This is a genomic window from Streptomyces sp. NPDC055140, assembly GCF_053607285.1.
This window is the reverse complement of record NZ_JBSGTG010000017.1, coordinates 57,090-74,789: the sequence shown is the minus strand read 5'-3', so window position 1 is coordinate 74,789 and position 17,700 is coordinate 57,090. Positions and strand designations below refer to the sequence as shown.

General features: G+C 71.4%; 18 protein-coding genes. 8 read left to right on the top strand and 10 right to left on the bottom strand.

What is annotated here, in order from left to right; genetic code table 11:
- Positions 1–26: 26 nt before the first annotated feature.
- The 6 genes from ACWFR4_RS28700 to ACWFR4_RS28675 form a co-directional block, all read right to left on the bottom strand.
- Positions 27–515 (bottom strand): DUF3180 domain-containing protein, encoded by a 489-nt coding sequence (locus ACWFR4_RS28700; RefSeq protein WP_453468012.1) that lies wholly within the window; start codon positions 513–515, stop codon positions 27–29.
- Between the two features lie 58 nt (positions 516–573).
- Positions 574–1,185, bottom strand: a complete 612-nt coding sequence (folK, locus tag ACWFR4_RS28695) for a 2-amino-4-hydroxy-6-hydroxymethyldihydropteridine diphosphokinase (RefSeq protein ID WP_453468014.1) — start codon at positions 1,183–1,185, stop codon at positions 574–576.
- The gene (gene folB, locus ACWFR4_RS28690; RefSeq protein WP_116511517.1) at positions 1,182–1,541 is read right to left on the bottom strand and encodes a dihydroneopterin aldolase; all 360 of its coding nucleotides are present in this window, start codon (positions 1,539–1,541) and stop codon (positions 1,182–1,184) included. Before folB ends, folK begins: the two co-directional genes overlap by 4 nt.
- 217 nt (positions 1,542–1,758) lie before the next feature.
- Positions 1,759–2,310 (bottom strand): nuclear transport factor 2 family protein, encoded by a 552-nt coding sequence (locus tag ACWFR4_RS28685; protein WP_453655210.1) that lies wholly within the window; start codon positions 2,308–2,310, stop codon positions 1,759–1,761.
- Positions 2,307–3,170, bottom strand: a complete 864-nt coding sequence (folP, locus tag ACWFR4_RS28680) for a dihydropteroate synthase (protein ID WP_453655208.1) — start codon at positions 3,168–3,170, stop codon at positions 2,307–2,309. Before folP ends, ACWFR4_RS28685 begins: the two co-directional genes overlap by 4 nt.
- A 60-nt stretch (positions 3,171–3,230) precedes the next feature.
- On the bottom strand, positions 3,231–5,048 hold the full coding sequence (locus ACWFR4_RS28675) for a phosphatidylglycerol lysyltransferase domain-containing protein (protein WP_453655206.1): 1,818 nt from the start codon (positions 5,046–5,048) through the stop codon (positions 3,231–3,233).
- Between the two features lie 185 nt (positions 5,049–5,233).
- Between ACWFR4_RS28675 and ACWFR4_RS28670 the strand changes: the two genes are divergently transcribed.
- Entirely contained in the window at positions 5,234–6,349 is a 1,116-nt protein-coding gene (locus ACWFR4_RS28670; protein ID WP_453468022.1) for an alpha/beta hydrolase, read from the top strand.
- 45 nt (positions 6,350–6,394) lie between these two features.
- Here ACWFR4_RS28670 and ACWFR4_RS28665 read toward each other — a convergent pair whose 3' ends face one another.
- Complete coding sequence (locus ACWFR4_RS28665) at positions 6,395–7,543, bottom strand: ABC transporter ATP-binding protein (RefSeq protein ID WP_453468024.1); 1,149 nt, start codon at positions 7,541–7,543, stop codon at positions 6,395–6,397.
- Between the two features lie 184 nt (positions 7,544–7,727).
- On the opposite strand from ACWFR4_RS28665, the gene ACWFR4_RS28660 reads away from it, so the two are divergent.
- The 4 genes from ACWFR4_RS28660 (at position 7,728) to ACWFR4_RS28645 (ending at position 11,460) form a co-directional block, all read left to right on the top strand.
- Positions 7,728–8,507 (top strand): ABC transporter permease, encoded by a 780-nt coding sequence (locus ACWFR4_RS28660; protein WP_453468026.1) that lies wholly within the window; start codon positions 7,728–7,730, stop codon positions 8,505–8,507.
- Entirely contained in the window at positions 8,504–9,184 is a 681-nt protein-coding gene (locus ACWFR4_RS28655; RefSeq protein ID WP_453468028.1) for an ABC transporter permease, read from the top strand. Before ACWFR4_RS28660 ends, ACWFR4_RS28655 begins: the two co-directional genes overlap by 4 nt.
- A 119-nt stretch (positions 9,185–9,303) precedes the next feature.
- Entirely contained in the window at positions 9,304–10,281 is a 978-nt protein-coding gene (locus tag ACWFR4_RS28650) for an ABC transporter substrate-binding protein (protein ID WP_453468030.1), read from the top strand.
- A gap of 129 nt (positions 10,282–10,410) precedes the next feature.
- On the top strand, positions 10,411–11,460 hold the full coding sequence (locus tag ACWFR4_RS28645; RefSeq protein WP_453655204.1) for a hypothetical protein: 1,050 nt from the start codon (positions 10,411–10,413) through the stop codon (positions 11,458–11,460).
- 97 nt (positions 11,461–11,557) lie between these two features.
- Here ACWFR4_RS28645 and ACWFR4_RS28640 read toward each other — a convergent pair whose 3' ends face one another.
- Both ACWFR4_RS28640 and ACWFR4_RS28635 read right to left on the bottom strand, forming a co-directional pair.
- Entirely contained in the window at positions 11,558–12,904 is a 1,347-nt protein-coding gene (locus tag ACWFR4_RS28640; RefSeq protein ID WP_453655202.1) for a PH domain-containing protein, read from the bottom strand.
- On the bottom strand, positions 12,901–13,413 hold the full coding sequence (locus tag ACWFR4_RS28635; protein WP_453655200.1) for a PH domain-containing protein: 513 nt from the start codon (positions 13,411–13,413) through the stop codon (positions 12,901–12,903). Before ACWFR4_RS28635 ends, ACWFR4_RS28640 begins: the two co-directional genes overlap by 4 nt.
- A gap of 31 nt (positions 13,414–13,444) precedes the next feature.
- On the opposite strand from ACWFR4_RS28635, the gene ACWFR4_RS28630 reads away from it, so the two are divergent.
- The gene (locus ACWFR4_RS28630; protein ID WP_453458774.1) at positions 13,445–14,596 is read left to right on the top strand and encodes an NADH-quinone oxidoreductase subunit D; all 1,152 of its coding nucleotides are present in this window, start codon (positions 13,445–13,447) and stop codon (positions 14,594–14,596) included.
- On the opposite strand, the gene ACWFR4_RS28625 is transcribed toward ACWFR4_RS28630, so the two are convergent.
- On the bottom strand, positions 14,561–15,586 hold the full coding sequence (locus tag ACWFR4_RS28625) for an SAM-dependent methyltransferase (protein ID WP_453655198.1): 1,026 nt from the start codon (positions 15,584–15,586) through the stop codon (positions 14,561–14,563). The genes ACWFR4_RS28630 and ACWFR4_RS28625 overlap by 36 nt on opposite strands.
- 181 nt (positions 15,587–15,767) lie before the next feature.
- Between ACWFR4_RS28625 and ACWFR4_RS28620 the strand changes: the two genes are divergently transcribed.
- Positions 15,768–16,970 carry a sensor histidine kinase gene (locus tag ACWFR4_RS28620; RefSeq protein WP_453458780.1) on the top strand — a complete coding sequence of 401 codons (1,203 nt, stop codon included), beginning with the start codon at positions 15,768–15,770 and terminating at the stop codon, positions 16,968–16,970.
- A gap of 54 nt (positions 16,971–17,024) precedes the next feature.
- Positions 17,025–17,699: a response regulator gene (locus ACWFR4_RS28615; RefSeq protein ID WP_453458783.1), complete on the top strand. Its 675-nt coding sequence runs from the start codon at positions 17,025–17,027 to the stop codon at positions 17,697–17,699.
- Position 17,700: the final 1 nt, after the last annotated feature.

Sequence of the window (17,700 nt, the reverse complement as noted above, 5' to 3'; positions counted from 1 at the left end):
CCTCGGCGGGTCAGGCCCTCGGCGGGTCAGGCCGCCGGTGCGGCCCCGCCGTGGTCCTCGTCGTTGTCCTCAGGGAGCTTGCAGACGTGCTCCAGGAAGAGGGCGGCCGCTATCACGGCGATGCCGGTGAGGACCGAGAAACCGGCGTAGATCGCCTGGTCGCGGCGGGGCGGGACGTCGAGGTGCTCGAGCAGGTAGGCGCCCGTGCCGCCGTACATCCCGGCGACCAGGGCGGCGACCAGGGCGCTGGCCTGGCCGAAGACGAGGGCGCGGGCCGCCATCAGCGGGTCGACGCCCTTGGCGCCGGGGCGCCGCTCGCGCTGGGCGCGCAGCCGGGCCCGGATGGAGAGCGCGGTCGCCAGCAGGATGACGGCGATCACGGCGAGGACGATCGGCGCCGCCAGCGGGACCTTCGGCAGCGTGCCGATCGAATCCCACAGGCGGGCGCCCGCCCAGCTCAGTACACCGGCGACCAGGAAGAGGCCGGCCAGCGTCCTGATGCGCAGTTGCTTCATTCCGGTGGTCGCCCCTCAGTCCCCGCGCTGTCTTCGTGTGCCCGCATGACCCTAACGGCTATTCGGGCAGCTGGAGTTCCAGGTCGGCGCGCGGCGCGACGCCTTCGCGGGTGACCGCGGCGAGCAGCTCCGCGACCGGTCCGTGGCCCGGCAGCTGCGCCTCCGGCTCCACGTCGAACCAGGGGGCGAGGACGAAGGCCCGCTGGTGCGCGCGCGGGTGAGGGAGCGTGAGGACCGGGTCGTCGGAGACGACGTCGGCGTACGTGACGATGTCGACGTCGATCGTGCGGGCGCCCCAGCGCTCGTCACGGACGCGGTGGAAGGCCTCCTCGACGGCGTGCGCCCGCTCCAGGAGGGAGGACGGGGGAAGGGTCGTGCGGAGCACGATCACCGCGTTGAAGTACGCGGGCTGGCTGCCCGGCTCGACGCCCCACGGCTCGGTCTCGTAGACGGGCGAGACGGCCTTCACGCGGACGCCGGGGGTGTCCTCCATCGCGTCGATGGCGCCCTGAAGCGTCTCGAGGCGGTTCCCCAGGTTCGAGCCGAGGGCGAGCACCGCGCGTTTGGGGTTGGAGAGTGTGGTGTCGGCCGCGTCCACCTGTTCGACCACGGAGGCGGGCACCGGCTGTACGGTCGGGTCGCTGGGGCCCTCGGTGAAAGATGCAGTCATACTCGGCTCCGGGTGATGGTGACGGTCACATCGTCGAAGGGGACGGTGATCGGGGCGTCCGGCTTGTGGACGCAGACCTCGACCTCCAGGACTCCTTCGTGCTTCAGGCACGTCCCGGCGATGCGCTCGGCGAGCGTCTCGATGAGATCGACCGGATCGCCTTCGACGACGGCCACGACCTCCTCCGCCACGATGCCGTAGTGCACGGTCTTCGCCAGGTCGTCGTCGGCCGCGGCCGCGCGTGTGTCCAGTCCGAGCACCAGGTCCACGATGAAGGTCTGGCCTTCCTCGCGTTCCTTGGGGAAGACGCCATGGTGCCCGCGGGCCTTGAGGCCGCGCAGCGCGACACGATCCACGCGAATCACTCCTGCAATCGTCGGTAGCGGCGGGTTCGTACCGAGTGCGGTCGGCACACCAGCCTCGATCGAATCTACCTGCGAGCACCGACAGCGCTCGCCCGCGGGGGCTATGGACAGGGCGGCTCACCGCTGGTAGCGGCGCCCCTACCCACCAGCGCGCTCCGGCAATCACGTGGGGGCACCACGTGGACCCGCCTACCCCGTCAGGAGCGACTCAGGAGGGTGTCTCGTCGTTTTCCTCGTCGGCGTCGCCCTCGGTCTCGGACTCGGCGAGTACGGGCGACGCGTGGTGCGACCACAGTTTCCAGCCGTCACGTGTGCGACGGAACACATTTGTGGCGACGACGCGCTGGCCGACGAGCGGGCCGAGTTCGTCGCCCTCCTCGGGGGCCGGGCCGCCGCTGAGGATGTTCTCGGTGCAGTTGATCAGAGCCGTGTCGGCGACGATGCTGATGTGCACATCCGTGAGGAAGAACTGGATGTACTCGGTGTTCGCCATGATCAGCGCGTACGAGCGCAGGACCTCGCCGCGGCCGGTGAGCACGGGCCAGCCGGGGTGCACGCAGCTGATGGACGTGTCCTCGGCCTCGTCGGAGTCCTCGCTGTACGAGACGTCCTCGGGGGCGAGCCAGAGCGCCGTCAGCAGTTCGAAGTCGCCCCGCTCCAGTGCCTCGTAGAAGGCGCGGTTGGCGCGGTCCACGGCCGCCGCGTCGGTGCGCCGGGCTGCCGCACCGCGCGGCTCGTCGGGCTCCCTCGGTCGGGTCACTGGGCTCCCTCTACCGCGCGGGCGACACGGACCGCGTCCGCCGTGGCGCGGACCTCGTGGACGCGGACCGCCCAGGCGCCCTGATGGGCCGCGATCGCGGAGACGGCGGCCGTGGCGGCGTCGCGCTCGCGGGCCGGGGGCGGGGCGCCCTGGTCGCCGGCCAGCACATGGCCGAGGAACCGCTTGCGGGAGGCGGCGACCAGCAGGGGGTGGCCCACCGCGCGCAGCTCTTCCAGGTGGGCCAGGAGCTTCAGGTCGTGGGCGGCCTCCTTGGAGAAGCCGAGGCCAGGGTCGAGGACGATGCGCTCGGGGGTGATGCCGCCCTCGATGACGGCCTCTACGCGCGCGTGGAGCTCGGCGACGACTTCGGAGACCACGTCCTCGTACGTGCCCTTGACGTTGCCGCCCTCCAGGAAGCCGCGCCAGTGCATGACGACGAAGGGGGCGCCCGCCGCGGCGACGACGGGGATCATCGCCGGGTCGGCGAGGCCGCCGCTGACGTCGTTGACGAGGGAGGCGCCGGCCGCCAGGGAGCGCTCGGCCACGGAGGCACGCATCGTGTCGACGGACACGGCGACGCCCTCGGAGGACAGGCCCCGCACGACGGGGATGACGCGCTTGAGCTCCTCGTCCTCGTCGACGCGGGTGGCGCCGGGGCGGGTCGACTCGCCGCCGACGTCGATGAGGTCGGCGCCCTGTGCGACCAGGTCGAGGCCGTGTTTCACGGCGGCCGTCGTGTCGAACCAGCGGCCCCCGTCGGAGAAGGAATCGGGCGTCACATTGACGACTCCCATGACCGCGCAGCGGTCCCATTCGGGAAGGCCTGTGACGTGGCCGCGACGGCCCTGCGACGTGCTCATGCCTTCAAGCCTAGGCCCGGCGGCCCGGTGGCCGTGCCACGGTGGGATACCGGACCGGCCTCAGGCGGCCCGTACTCCGCGCTGACCGCCGTCGGACGCGCCGTCGTGGGCGCAGGGCCGGGGCGCGGCCGTACGCCGCCGCAGGACGCGCGGCATGCCGAGGTTCACGAAGCCCTCCGCCTGCATGGCGGCGAAGCCGATCCGGGGCAGGTCGCGCGGGGAGCGGTAGACCACGAAGCGGGGCTCCCAGCGCGGCCGGAACTTCGCGTTGAACCGGTACAGCGACTCGATCTGGAACCAGCGGGACAGAAAGACGAGCAGCCCGCGCCAGGCCCTCAGGACCGGGCCTGCGCCGATCTTCTCGCCGCGCGCGAGGGCTGCGCGGAACATTGCGAAGTTCAGCGAGATCCGCGTGATGCCGAGCTTCGGGGCGGCCTGGAGGGTGGCCACGATGAGGAGTTCGTTCATGCCGGGGTCGGCGGCGCGGTCGCGGCGCATCAGGTCGAGGGAGACGCCGTCGGTGCCCCAGGGGACGAAGTGAAGTACGGCCTTCAGGTCGCCGTGGGGGCCGGCCGGGTCGTCGGCCTTGTGGGCCGTGGCGACCAGGCAGTCGCCGTCCGCGGCGTCGCCGATGCGGCCGAGCGCCATGGAGAAGCCGCGTTCGGTGTCGGTGCCGCGCCAGTCGTCGGCGGCGCGCCTGATCCGCTCCAGCTCCTGGTCGCCGAGGTCACGGATGCGCCGCACCCTGGTCTCGTAGCCATTGCGCTCGATCCTCTTGACCATCTGGCGTACGTTGCGCATCGCACGCCCGGCCAGGGAGAAATCCGCGGTGTCCACCACCGCCTCGTCGCCCAGTTCGAGTGCGTCGAGGCCGGTCTCGCGGGTCCAGACCTCGCCGCCCCTCTCGGAGCAGCCCATGACGGCCGGGGTCCACGAGTGGGCCTTGGCCTCGTCCATGAACCGCTCGATGGCTCCGGGCCACGCCTCCACGTCCCCGACGGGGTCGCCGCTCGCGAGTATCACGCCCGACACGACGCGGTAGCAGACGGCAGCCTTGCCGCTGGGCGAGAAGACGACCCCCTTGTCGCGGCGGAGCGCGAAGTGGCCGAGGGAGTCCCGGGCGCCGTGCTTGTCCAGGAGGGAGCGCAGCCGCGCCTCGTCGTCCTCGGTGAGGCGTGCGGCCGGGTGTTCGGGGCGGAACGCCAGATAGATGGTCGTCAGCGCGGTGAGCAGGCCGAGCGCGCCGAGCGAGCAGGCCACGGTCCAGGAGGTGCGGCCCGCGTAGTCGACGGGCCCGTCCATGCCGAACAGGCCGTACAGGACGTGTTCCAGACGGTCGGACAGGCTCGGGTCGCCCACCAGCTTCTTCGGGTGGGCGCTCACGATGGCGAGGCCGATGACGATGGAACCGGCGCCCATGAGCACGAAGTTCGCCAGCGCCCGCCAGCGGCTGCGCGGGTCGGGCAGCGCCGCGAACTCACTCCGGTGGCGCAGCAGCATCGTGAGCAGTACGAGCGGGATCAGCACACCGAACAGAGAGTGCCGGTACGCGAACTGCGCGAGCGCGCCGAGGGGCAGGAGCACCACGGCCGCGCGCCAGGCCCGCCGCTTTCGGCGGCGCAGCCCGTGCGCGAGGAGGAGCAGCAGGACGCCCGTACTGATGGCGAGTGCGGCCGCGAACGGGCCGAGGGCGCCGGGCAGGACCTCGGCCAGCGCGTACATGCGGCTGTGCCGGAACCGCGGGAAGACGCCCGCCGCGATGTCGAGGAGTCCGACGAGGATGCAGGCCCGGGCGATCAGGGTGGGGACAGCCTCGGGCCGGGGGCCCCGCAGTATCCGGCGCAGATGCTGCGTTCTGCCCGGAACCTCGCCTGACATATCAGCATCTACCCTGACAGACATCGCATCCCATGGTTCCGCGAGAGAGCTCGAAGCCGGTGCCATTTCCGGCATCCGGTCACATTGCGCCCTCTAGGACGGGACTTGTGGGAGGCGGGTTCACTCGGCCAGGTAAACCGGCGGAAAAGGTTCAGAAGCCAGAAAGCGTAGGCGGTTACAGCACGATGGGTCTCACGAGCAGCAAGGTCCTTGCGCTCACGGTCATTCTGGCCGTGCTCCTCTTCGCCGGCACGGTCTGGCTGTGGCCGCGCCTGGCGGGCCGCACCTGGGGATCCGTCGCCGGGCGGGTGGGCCTGCTGCTCGCGACGCAGCTCGCGCTGTTCCTCTCGGTCGGACTCGGCGTCAACCAGGCGTTCGGGTTCTACGCCACGTGGGACGACCTCCTCGGGCGGGAGCAGGGCCAGGGCGTGGTCACGGACCTCGGCGCAGTGAGCACCCGGGGGCCCCTGCAGGTGGTCGGCACGCGGTACGTGAACGTGCAGGGCGGCTCACGGCCCAAGGTCGGCGGCCAGATCCAGAAGGTCGACATCGTCGGGAAGCGCTCGCACATCGCCACGTCCGCGTACGTCTATCTGCCGCCCGAGTACTTCAGGCACCACTACAGAGACCACACTTTCCCCGCCTCGGTCGTCCTCACCGGCTATCCCGGCACCGCCGAGGCGCTCATCAAGGGACTGCGCTACCCGACCACCGCCCACGAACAGGCCAGGGCGGGCGCGATGCGGCCGATGATCCTGGTGATGATGCGCCCGACCGTGGCGCCGCCGCGGGACACGGAGTGCGTGGACGTGCCGGGCGGCCCGCAGACGGAGACGTTCTTCGCCCAGGACCTGCCCCAGGTCATCTCGGCGCACTACAGGGTGAACAGGAAGTCCGGCGGCTGGGGCATCGTGGGCGACTCCACGGGCGGCTACTGCGCCCTGAAACTCGCCATGCACCACCCCCGGGTCTACGGCGCGGGGGCGGGCCTGTCCGCGTACTACAAGGCGCCCGTCGACCCCACCACGGGCGACCTCTTCCACGGCGACGAGGCACTGGAGCGGCACGCCGACCTGATGTGGACCCTGGAACACGGGAGGCCGCCCGCCACGTCGCTGCTGGTCACCACGAGCAGGCACGGCGAGAGCAACTACGGGAACACGATGAGGTTCATCCGCGAGGTGAAGCCGCCCACCGGTGTCTCGTCGATCGTCCTGGACAGCGGCGGCCACAACTTCAACACCTGGCGCCGCGAGATCCCGGCCACGCTGGCGTGGGTGAGCGCGCGCATCACGGAGTAGGGGCTTGGGGGCTCCGGGGGCTCACGCTTCGGGGCTCACGAACCCTCAGGCCCCCGTCACCGTCTCCAGTTCGACCTCCGCGCGCGGGATGTCCCGGGCGTCCGCCGCCGTCGAGCGGCGCAGCGCCTCGTGCAGCCGCGCGGGGGTGAGGACGCCGAGGAAGCGGCCCTCGCTGTGCTCGTCGATGACGGCGATCCAGCCCGCGTCGTGCTGGAGCATCGTGGCGAACGCCTGCTTGAGGGAGGCCCCGACCGGCAGCCACGCCTCCATACGGCGGGCATGCTCGCGGACCGTGCCGCTGTGCACGCGCGCGTGCTCCGCGGAGATCCAGCCGTGCAGGTTGTTGTCGCCGTCGAGGACCACCGCCCAGGGGGCGGCGAGCTTCGCCGGCAGCGGGTCGTCGAGATGTACGACGGGCGGCTGCTCCAGGTCGCTCTCCTCGATGGGCGTGACGGACAGGCGCTTGAGGCCGCGGTCCGCGCCGACGAAGTCGGCCACGTACTCGGTCGCGGGCGCGCCGAGTACGGTCGACGGGGTGTCGAACTGCTCGATCCGGCCCTGCCCGTACACGGCGATCCGGTCGCCGAGCCGGACGGCCTCCTCGATGTCGTGGGTGACGAACAGGACCGTCTTGCGCACGGCCTGCTGGAGGCGCAGGAACTCGTTCTGCAGATGTTCGCGCACGACCGGGTCGACCGCGCCGAACGGCTCGTCCATCAGGAGTACGGGCGGATCCGCCGCCAACGCCCGTGCCACGCCGACCCGTTGGCGCTGTCCGCCGGAGAGCTGGTCGGGGTAGCGGTCGCCGAAGGTGCGCGGGTCGAGTCCGACGAGGTCGAGCAGTTCGGCGGCGCGCTCGCGGGCCTTGGCGCGCTTGACGCCGAGGAGGTGCGGGACGGTTGCCGTGTTGTCGAGGACCGTCTTGTGCGGGAAGAGGCCGACCTGCTGGATCACATAGCCGATGCGGCGCCGGAGTTGGACCGGGTCGATGCCGGATATGTCGTCGCCGTCGAGCAATATCCGGCCCTCGCTCGGTTCGATGAGCCGGTTGACCATCTTCATCGTGGTGGTCTTGCCACAGCCCGACGGGCCGACGAGCGTGACGAGTTCCCCCTCGTTCACCTCGAAGGACAGGTCGTCGACGGCCGTTGTCCCGTCGGCATAGCGCTTGGTGACGTGCTCGAACCGGATCATGGGTCCCCATTGTGCCGGGCAGTCGCTGCCTGTGGGCGGCCGCTGTGTGAAGGCCATGTTGCGTCGTGACGAGGGGTCTCGGCGATTGTCAGTGGTGGGGGCTAGGGTCGTCCGCAGTCGGAATCAGGCGCTCGCGCGAGCGGTTTCAAGACATATGTACGGGGATTCGGGGGAGGTGGGGCGGGTGAGCAGTCCCAATTGCATGGTGACCAATGAGTGGGTGTGCGGGGAATACCTGCGCACCCGCAGGCCGGAGCTGGTCGACGCGGTCGTCCAGCACATCGGCATCACGGCCGCTTCCGTCGTGATCGGCGTGCTGATCGCCTTCCCGCTGGCCCTCCTGGCCCGCCACCGGCGCGCCTTCGCGGGCCCGGTGCTCGGCCTGACGACGGTGCTCTACACGATCCCGTCGCTGGCCATGTTCTCGCTGCTGCTCCCGCTGTTCGGGCTCTCCGCCTCGCTCGTGATCACCGGACTCGTCCTCTACACCCTGACGATCCTGGTGCGGAATTTCCTGGCGGGCCTCCAGGCCGTGCCGGACGAGGCCAGAGAAGCGGCCCGCGGCATGGGGTACGGGCCGGTCCGGCTGTTGTGGGAGGTCGAACTGCCGCTGGCGCTGCCCGCCATGCTCGCGGGCGTGCGGATCGCCACGGTCTCCACGGTCGCGCTGACGACGGTCGGCGCGATCGTCGACTACGGCGGCCTGGGCACGCTGATCATGGACGGGCTCGACAGCGACTTCAAGGCCCAGGTGCTCACGGCGTCCGTGCTGTGCGTGCTCCTCGCCGTGGGCGCCGATCTGCTGCTGCTCGGCCTCCAGCGGTGGCTGACCCCCTGGACCCGCGTCGCGTCCGGGACGACCCGCATACGCAGACGCACGGACCGCTCCGGCAGTCCGGACCGCCCGGGTGGCGGCTCCGGCGACACGGAGCGACGTAAGGAGAAGGCGGCGCAGGCGGCATGAGCGCGATATCGGGGGCCTACGACTGGCTGACGACAGGGGCCAACTGGCAGGGCGAGAAGGGGGTGTGGCATCGCCTGGCCGAGCATCTGTACTTCAGCGGCGTCACTCTCGCCGTGTCCTGCCTGATCGCCCTGCCGCTCGCGCTGTGGCTCGGGCACATCGGCAAGGGCGGCGGCCTCGCGGTCAACATCTCGAACGCGGGCCGCGCGGTACCCACGCTCGCGGTGCTCGTCCTGCTCACCCTGACGCCGCTGGGCCGCCACGGGGAACTGCCGACGTTCATCGCGCTCGTACTGTTCGCGGTGCCGCCGCTGCTGACCAACGCCTACATCGGGATGCGCGAGGTCGACCGGGCCGTCGTGGAGGCGGCGCGGGGGATGGGGATGAGTGGGGGACAGGTGTTCCGGCGGGTCGAACTCCCGCTGGCGTACCCGATGGTCATGACCGGGATCCGGCTGGCGGCGGTGCAGGTGATCGCCACGGCGACGCTCGCCGCGATGGCCGGCAAGGGCGGGCTCGGGCGGATCATCACGGCCGGGTTCAACCTCCAGGACACCCCTCAGGTGGTCGCCGGCGCGGTCCTGGTGGCGTTGCTCGCGCTGCTCGTGGAGGGCGTCCTGGCGGGCGCGGGGCGGGTTCTCGATCCGATGAAGGGCCGCTCCGGCGCGGCGCGCTGAAACCCGGCCGGGCGGCGCGGCGGGCTGAAACCCCGACGGGCGCCGCGGCGGGCGGGACGCCAACTTGATATCTCGTCAAGGCTTTTCGATCATTCCGGCTTTCGATTGGGTGGACAACGATGAACAGCAGAACGCGACGGATCGCCGTGGCGGCGGTCGCCGTCGGCGCGCTCACCACCGGACTCACCGCGTGCGGCGGGGACAGCCTTGAGGGCGGCAAGAGCGACAAGGCCGGCTCCGGCTCGGCGGGGAGCGGTAAGAAGGGCACGGTCGTCATCGGCGCCGCCGGGTTCACCGAGTCGAAGGTGATGGCGGAGCTCTACAAGCAGGTTCTGGCCGACGCCGGATACTCCGCCTCGGTCAAGACCGTCGAGAACCGCGAGATCTACGAGCCCCAGCTCGCCAAGGGCGCCATCGATGTCGTTCCCGAATACGCGGCGACGCTCGCGGAATTCCTCAATCTCAAGAAGAACGGCGCCGACGCCAAGCCCGTCGCCTCAAGTGACCTTGATGCGACGGTCACCGCGCTGCGCGGACTCGCCGGGCCCGAAGGACTGACCGTGCTCGACGCCGGAGAGGCCGTCGACCAGAACGCCTTCGCGGTGAGCGCGGATTACGCGAAACAGCACCAGCTGAAGACTCTTTCGGACCTCGGCAAGTCCGGCCAGAAGGTCAAGATCGCGGCCGGTGACGAATGCGAGAAGCGGCCCTTCTGCGCCCCGGGTCTCGAGAAGACGTACGGCATCAAGGTCAGCGGGATCGACCCCAAGGGCGTCGGCACCACGCAGGCCAAGCAGGCCGTCAAGAACGGTGAGGACCAGCTGGTCCTCACGACCACCACGGACGCCACGCTGAAGAACTTCGGCCTGGTGCTCCTGGAGGACGACAAGAAGCTCCAGAACGCGGACAACATCGTTCCGGTCGTGAACACCAAGGACGCGGGCGACAAGGAGATAGCCGCCGTGCTCGGGAAGCTGACCAAGACGCTGACGACCGGCGATCTCGTCGAGCTCAACCGGAAGGTCGACGCGGAGCGCCAGAAGGAGGCCGATGTGGCCAAGGAGTATCTCCAGTCGAAGGGCCTCCTGAAGAACTGAACGGTCCGCTGAGGGACTGATCGGCAAAGGCGCCGATTGCAGGGGTGAATGGGAGTGGCAGGACAGAAGACCACGGGATTTTGGCTGCCGGGGCACCACGATTCGCCTACGCGCGGTAAGTTTCTGGCCATGCCACGTGGACGTCACCGCCATTCCCCACCCCTGCACAGGCTGCTTCCCCCCTCGGCGATCGCAGGCGTCCCGCTCGTCTGCGCGGCCGGCGCCTGGCTGACCGCGGAGCCGCTCGTGCTGCGCGGCCTGGTCGGTGCCGCCGCCTGCGCCGCCGTGGTGGGCGCGGTCGTCATGCGCAGCTGGGACCGGCTGGCGGGCAAGCGCGTCGCCGAGCTGAACCGGTCGCGGGTGAGCGACGAATGGCGTCACGACGAGCGGGTCGCCGAGCTCGAGACGGACCTCGAGGAGTCGCGTGAGCTGCGCTTCAAGATGGAGGCGAAGCTGCGGGGCAAGCGCACGGAGCTGGCGGCCCTGCGCAACGAGCACGCGGCCCTGCTGCAGCGCTACGCGACCGCGGAGACGGAGCGGGCCAGCGCCCTGGAGGGCCGCAGGCAGCTCGCGATAGAGGCATCGGCCCCGGCGCGTGCGCTGCCCGCGGCCGCCTCCCCGGCGCCCGGCGCCGAGCTCGTCCCGGCGCAGCGCGCCACGTCGGCCGGCGCACCGGTGACTTCTCCGGTGCTCTATCTGCGGGCGAATGCCGCGCTCGACCGTATGGCGCGCGCCGCGAACCCCCCGCGGGGCGACGGCCCGAAGGCCGAGGCTCCCGAGGGCGGTGAGCCGCAGGGGAAGACCGAGGCGGCCCGCGCACAGGAGCACGAGCACGTGGCCGCCCTGCCGTCCGGCGTCCCCGGCCACTTCACCGTGCCGGCCGCGGCGGCGGTCGTGCCGCCCGCGGCGGTGCGGCGGCCCCTGGTCGAGGGTGGATTCGACTTCTTCGGTACGAAGGGCGTGGCGCCCGCGGCCCTGGAGGCCGTGCAGAACACGGACCTCGCGGATGTCGTCGGCGAGGAGGCGCTCGCGCTCCACAAGGCGGACGCGGAGGCCGAGTTCAAGCAGGCCGACGCCACGACCTCGGGCGAGGGCGTCAGTCAGGTCATCGACCTGACCGCTCATGACGAGACGGAACAGATCGACGTGGCGGAGCTGCGGTCGGCGCTGCGGGCGTAGGTTCCGGCGGCGGGGACGTAAGCACGTACGACGTAAATGGGGCGGGGCCTCGGTGTGACACACACCGAGGCCCCGCCCCATCGCCATGCCGCCGCCCTCACGGGGCCATCCAGCGGTCGGGCCGTGCCACCTTCCGTCCCGTCCGTGAGCGGTCCGCCTGGGCGCGCAGGAGTTCCGCCGCCTCCCCGGCGTCCCGCAGCCGGGCCGTCACCGTCTTGTTGGCGCCCGTGTCCACATGGACGTCGGCCACGCCCCGGAACCGCTCCCAGGGTCCCTGCGTGAGCCGCACACTCTGCACCTTCGCGTGCGGCACCAGCGCAAGCCGCCGCCGCATCAGACCGTGCCGGGACGCGAACACCGCGTCGGTCGTCACGAGCCCGTAGCCCCGCCACCACACGGGCACGCACCACGCCGCGCGCCTCGGCGGCCGGGTCAGCGCCTCCGCGCCGGGCACCGTCACCCCCGGAAGCACCCGCTCAACCACACCCTCCGCGATCTCGCGCGGCGCGACCGGCACGAGGACGGAGTTCGACGAGCCGGCCACGGCCAGTTCCACGCGCACCCAGCCACGTCGCCGCCACAGCAGCGGCTCCACGATCCGTACGGTCTGCACCCGTCCCGGCGGCACCGTCTCATGGTCGCGGTCGAGGAGGCCGTGGTCGATGCGCAGGCCGTCCGGCGACTCGCCCACCGTCCAGTCGTACTCCTTGATGAAGCGGCCCACGCTGTTCGTGCCGGCGCCGCCCGCGAGCGGGACGGCCACGGCGAGCACCGTCCACAGGTTGTGGGTGGCGAACCACAGCAGCGTCGGCACGACGACCGCGGCGAGCAGCATCGCCCAGGGCCCGCCGGTGAGCAGAAGCGAGACGGCGAGCATGCGGGGCGGCACGTGCAGGATCTGCTCGGCCGGTGCCTCGCCGACGTCGCGCACGGTCTCGGGCGCGAACCCGGCCGCGCGGGCGAGCAGTTCGGCGCGCAGCTCGCGGGCCTCGCGCTCACCGAGATAGGCGAGTTCGTCCTTCTTGTCCGCGCCTATGACATCCAGTTTGAGCTTGGCGACGCCCACGAAGCGGGCGAGCAGCGGCTGGGTGACGTCCACGGCCTGGATCCGGTCGAGCCGGATGTGGGCGGTGCGGCGGAACAACAGGCCCGTACGGATGCGCAGTTCGGCGTCGGTGACGGAGAAGTGCGTGAACCACCAGGTCAGGAACCCGTAGAGGGCGGCGGCCGGGACCAGTACGGCGATGCCGATGAGGAGGGTGGTCGTGGTGAGCTGGGCGAGCCTGCGCTGCGCCTCGTTCAGGTCGTGGACCGCCCAGCCGAGGACGATCGCGACGGGCGCCCAGGCCCGGCGCAGCGGCGTGACGGGGTGCAGGCGCCGCTCCCGCGCCTCGGCGGTCAGATCCTGGTCCCGTACGTCCGCGTGGACGTCCGGGGTGGTCACAGCCCCGCCGATCGGGCCTCGCCGAGTTCGGTGAGCCGGTCGCGCAGGCGCTCGGCCTCGGCGGGCGTCAGGCCGGGGATCGTGGCGTCGGTCGCCGCGGCCGCCGTGTGCAGCTGGAGGCTCGCGAGCCCGAACTTCCGCTCGAGAGGCCCGGACGTGACCTCGACGAGCTGCATGCGCCCGTACGGCACGATCGTTTCCTCGTGCCACAGGACGCCCCGGCTGATCAGCAGGTCGTCGGCGCGCTCTGCGTAGCGCCACGAGCGCCAGTTGCGCCCGAGCATCGGCCATCCCCACAGCAGCCCGGCGAGCGGCAGCAGCGCGAACGCCGCCCACACGCCGCCGGCGAACACCCCGAGCAGCACCCCCACCGCTGCCGTCAGCGGCACCAGCCACAGCACGAGCAGCAGCCTGCGCACCTTCAGCAGCCCCCTGGGGAGCCCGGTCCACACCGGCTCCGCCCCGGCTCCCGCCCTCGGAGCCGCCATCCCCTCAGTCCCCGTTTCCATGCACCCACCCTACGTACGAGACACTGTTCCCATGACGCCCACGACGGAGACGACGGTCGGCATCGGCGGCGCCGCCGAGACCACCGACATGGTGCTCAACATCGGCCCGCAGCACCCGTCCACGCACGGGGTGCTGCGCCTGCGCCTCGTCCTCGACGGCGAGCGCATCCAGCAGGCCGAGCCGGTCATCGGCTATATGCACCGCGGCGCGGAGAAGCTCTTCGAGGCCCGCGACTACCGGCAGATCGTGATGCTGGCCAACCGCCACGACTGGCTCTCCGCCTTCTCGAGCGAACTCGGGGTCGTCCTCGCCGTCGAGCGGATGCTCGGCATGGAGGTCCCTGAGCGCGCGGTGTGGCTGCGCACCCTGCTCGCGGAGCTGAACCGGGTCCTCAACCACCTGATGTTCCTTGGTTCGTACCCGCTCGAACTGGGCGGAATCACTCCGGTGTTCTATGCCTTCCGGGAGCGCGAGGAACTCCAGAACGTCATGGAGGAGATGTCCGGCGGCCGCATGCACTACATGTTCAACCGCGTCGGTGGCCTCAAGGAGGACGTGCCGGCCGGCTGGACCACCCGCGCGCGTGAGGCGGTCGCCTCGGTGCGCTCGCGCATGGGCGTGTACGACGACCTGGTCCTCGGCAACGAGATCTTCCGCGGCCGCACGCGCAACGTGGGCGTGCTGTCCCCGGAGGCGGTGCACTCCTACGGAGTGAGCGGTCCGATCGCCCGGGCCTCCGGCGTCGACTTCGACCTGCGCCGCGACGAGCCGTACCTCGCGTACGGGGAGCTCCAGGACACCCTGAAGGTCGTCACGCGGCGCGAGGGTGACTGCCTGGCCCGCTTCGAGGTCCTCCTGGAGCAGACCCACAACGCCCTGGACCTCGCCGACGCCTGCCTGGACCGGCTCGCCGAGCTGCCGCCCGGCCCCGTCAACCAGCGCCTACCGAAGGTCCTCAAGGCGCCCGAGGGCCACACGTACGCGTGGACCGAGAACCCGCTCGGGATCAACGGCTACTACCTGGTCAGCAAGGGCGAGAAGACGCCGTACCGGCTCAAGCTGCGGTCCGCCTCGTACAACAACATCCAGGCGCTCGCCGAGCTGCTGCCCGGCACGCTCGTCTCGGACATGGTGGCGATCCTCGGGTCACTGTTCTTCGTCGTCGGCGACATCGACAAGTAGCAGGTCCCGCGCCCGTACGCCCACGGGCTGCACCAGCCAGCCGAAGTCGCCGAGTCCGCCCGCCGCGGTCAGCTCGGCGGCTTCTCCCGCCCCGGACAGGGCCCGCACGTAGGCCGCCGGATCGCTGGAGGCGAGCGACAGCGGCGGACGGCCGCCGCTCACCCCGAGGGCGTGCAGGGCCGCGCGCTGCGTGAGCAGCAGGGCGCCCGGGAGCGCGCACGCGTCGAGCGCCACATGGGCCGTGATGTCGCACGAGCCCTCCGGCACGGGCGGGGTCTCACGGCCCTCGCGGAAGCCCGTGAGAGTCCCGAAGGGGGGCCGGGCATCCCGGGAGTGCGCGTAGTCGACGGCAACCGCCGCACCGCGCTCCAGCGTCCCCGCGGCCGCGGCCCAGGCGGCGTCCCTGGGGAGGCCGATCTCCGCGCGGAGCCCCGGTTCGCCGGCGAGCGGCCACCACCGGGCGAGCCACTCCGCCTCCGGCCCGTCCACCACGGGCTCCCCGAGCTCCTCGGTCCCGTCCTGCTGTACGAGGACGTGGCGCGGCACTCCGAAGGCGTCGGCCTCGACGACGTCCAGGGGGACGTTGTCGAGCCACTCGTTCGCGAAGAGGAGCCCGGTGACCCCCTTCGGAGGGTGTGCGCACCACTCGATGCGGTGGTCGAGGCCGACGGGACGCTCCGCCCGTTCCACCGCGTACGCGCGCGTGCGGGCCGCCACCTCGGCGGGCAGCGCCCCCAGGACGCCCGTCACCAGCTCGCCGCGGCCCGCGCCCATGTCGACGAAGTCGAGTTCCGGCGGGCCCCCGAGCGCCTCGTCCACCCGGCACAGAAGCCGCGCGACGGCCCCGGCGAACAGCGACGACGCATGCACCGACGTGCGGAAATGCCCCGCGGGCCCCTCGGGCCTGCGATAGAAGCCGCACGGCCCGTACAGCGCCTCCTCCGTCGCCTCGCGCCACCCGCGCCCGGCACCCCACCGCTCGTTCGTCACAGGAAAAGGCTAGGGCCTCTCGTTCGGAGCAGGCTGGGCTCGTGGGCTCCAGCCCGATCCGAACGAGAGGCCCTAGGCGTGGAGAAGGGGTCGGCCTCCACCTTGGGGAGTACGCCGGCGGTACTCGGATCGATCCTCCGGTTGACCTCTGCACACTGCACGCTTCTTTACGCTGGGTTACGTGCAGCGCCTCTACGACTTCTTCCGCCTACACCCGACGTGGGTCGACAGCTTCTGGGCCGTCGTCCTCCTCGGGGTCTCCGGCATGAGTCTGATCGCGGGGCAGGAGAACATGCAGGGCGACGCCCGCCTCCTGGGCATCCCCGTCGTCCTGGCGCTGAGCCTGGCCGTCGCCCTGCGCAGGCGCGTTCCCGAGCGGATGCTGATCCTCATCGCCGTGGTGGGCGTCTACCAGCTCGTCGCGGACGTCCGCGTGCAGCCGGCCGACTTCGCCATGCTGGTGATCATCTACACCGTGGCGGCGGACAGCCCGCGCTGGGCGTCCAGATTCGCGCTCATCGGCGGCCTGTGCGCGGCGCCTCTCTCGCAGCTGCGCTGGCCGATGCACGAGACGAGCAGTGCGGGCAACGTGCTGATCACCATCTTCCAGATGGTGCCGTTCGCCCTGGCCTGGGTGCTCGGCGACTCCGTCCGCACGCGCCGCGCCTACCTGGCGCAGCTGGAGGAGCGCGCCGCGCGTCTGGAGAAGGAGCGCGAGGCCCAGTCGAAGGTCGCGGTCGCCGCCGAGCGGGCCCGGATCGCGCGCGAGCTGCACGACGTCGTCGCCCACAACGTGTCGGTGATGGTGGTGCAGGCGGACGGTGCCGCGTACGTCATGGACACGGCTCCCGAGCAGGCGAGGAAGGCCCTGGAGACGATCTCCGGGACCGGCCGGCAGGCGCTCGCCGAGATGCGGCGCCTGCTCGGAGTGCTGCGCACCGGTGAGCACCAGGAGAGCGGCGAGTACGTGCCGCAGCCCGACGTCGAGCAGCTCGACGAGCTGATCGAGCAGGTGCGCACGGCGGGCCTGCCCGTCGACTTCAAGGTCGAGGGCACCCCGCGCCCGCTGCCCAGCGGCGTCGAGCTGACCGCGTACCGCATCGTGCAGGAGGCGCTCACCAACACCCGTAAGCACGGCGGCGCGAACGCGGGCGCGAGCGTCCGGCTCGTCTACTTCGACGACGGCCTCGGCCTGCTCGTCGAGGACGACGGCAAGGGCGCCCCGCACGAGCTGTACGAGGACGGGGGCGCCGACGGCCGCGGGCACGGACTCATCGGCATGCGGGAGCGCGTCGGTATGGTCGGCGGGACGCTCGACGCGGGACCGCGCCCCGGCGGTGGATTCCGGATCAGCGCGCTGCTGCCGCTCAAGCCCGCCCACTGACGCCGTACACGTACTGAACCCGACCCCGTACACGTACCGAAAGGGACCCCCTTCATGGCGATCCGCGTGATGCTCGTCGACGACCAGGTGCTGCTGCGCACCGGCTTCCGGATGGTGCTCGACGCCCAGCCGGACATGGAGGTCGTCGCCGAGGCGGGCGACGGGGTCGAGGCTCTGGAGGTGCTGCGCGGCACGGCGGTCGACGTGGTCCTGATGGACGTCCGCATGCCGAAGCTGGACGGCGTGGAGACGACCCGGCGGATCTGCATGGAGGAGAACCCGCCGAAGGTGCTCATCCTGACGACGTTCGACCTCGACGAGTACGCCTTCTCGGGGCTGAAGGCCGGGGCGTCGGGGTTCATGCTCAAGGACGTGCCGCCCGCCGAGCTGCTCGGCGCGATCAGGGCCGTGCACAGCGGCGACGCGGTGGTCGCGCCGTCGACGACGCGGCGGCTGCTCGACCGCTTCGCGCCGATGCTGCCCAGCTCCGGGAAGGAGCCGCAGCTCGCCGAGCTCGGCCGGCTCACCGAGCGCGAGCGCGAGGTCATGATCCTCGTCGCGCAGGGTCTGTCGAACGGCGAGATCGCCGCCCGGCTCGTCCTGTCGGAGGCGACCGTGAAGACGCACGTGGGCCGCATCCTCACCAAGCTGAACCTGCGCGACCGCGTCCAGGTCGTCGTACTCGCCTACGAGACGGGGCTCGTACGGGCCGGCGGAGGAGCTGCCTGAC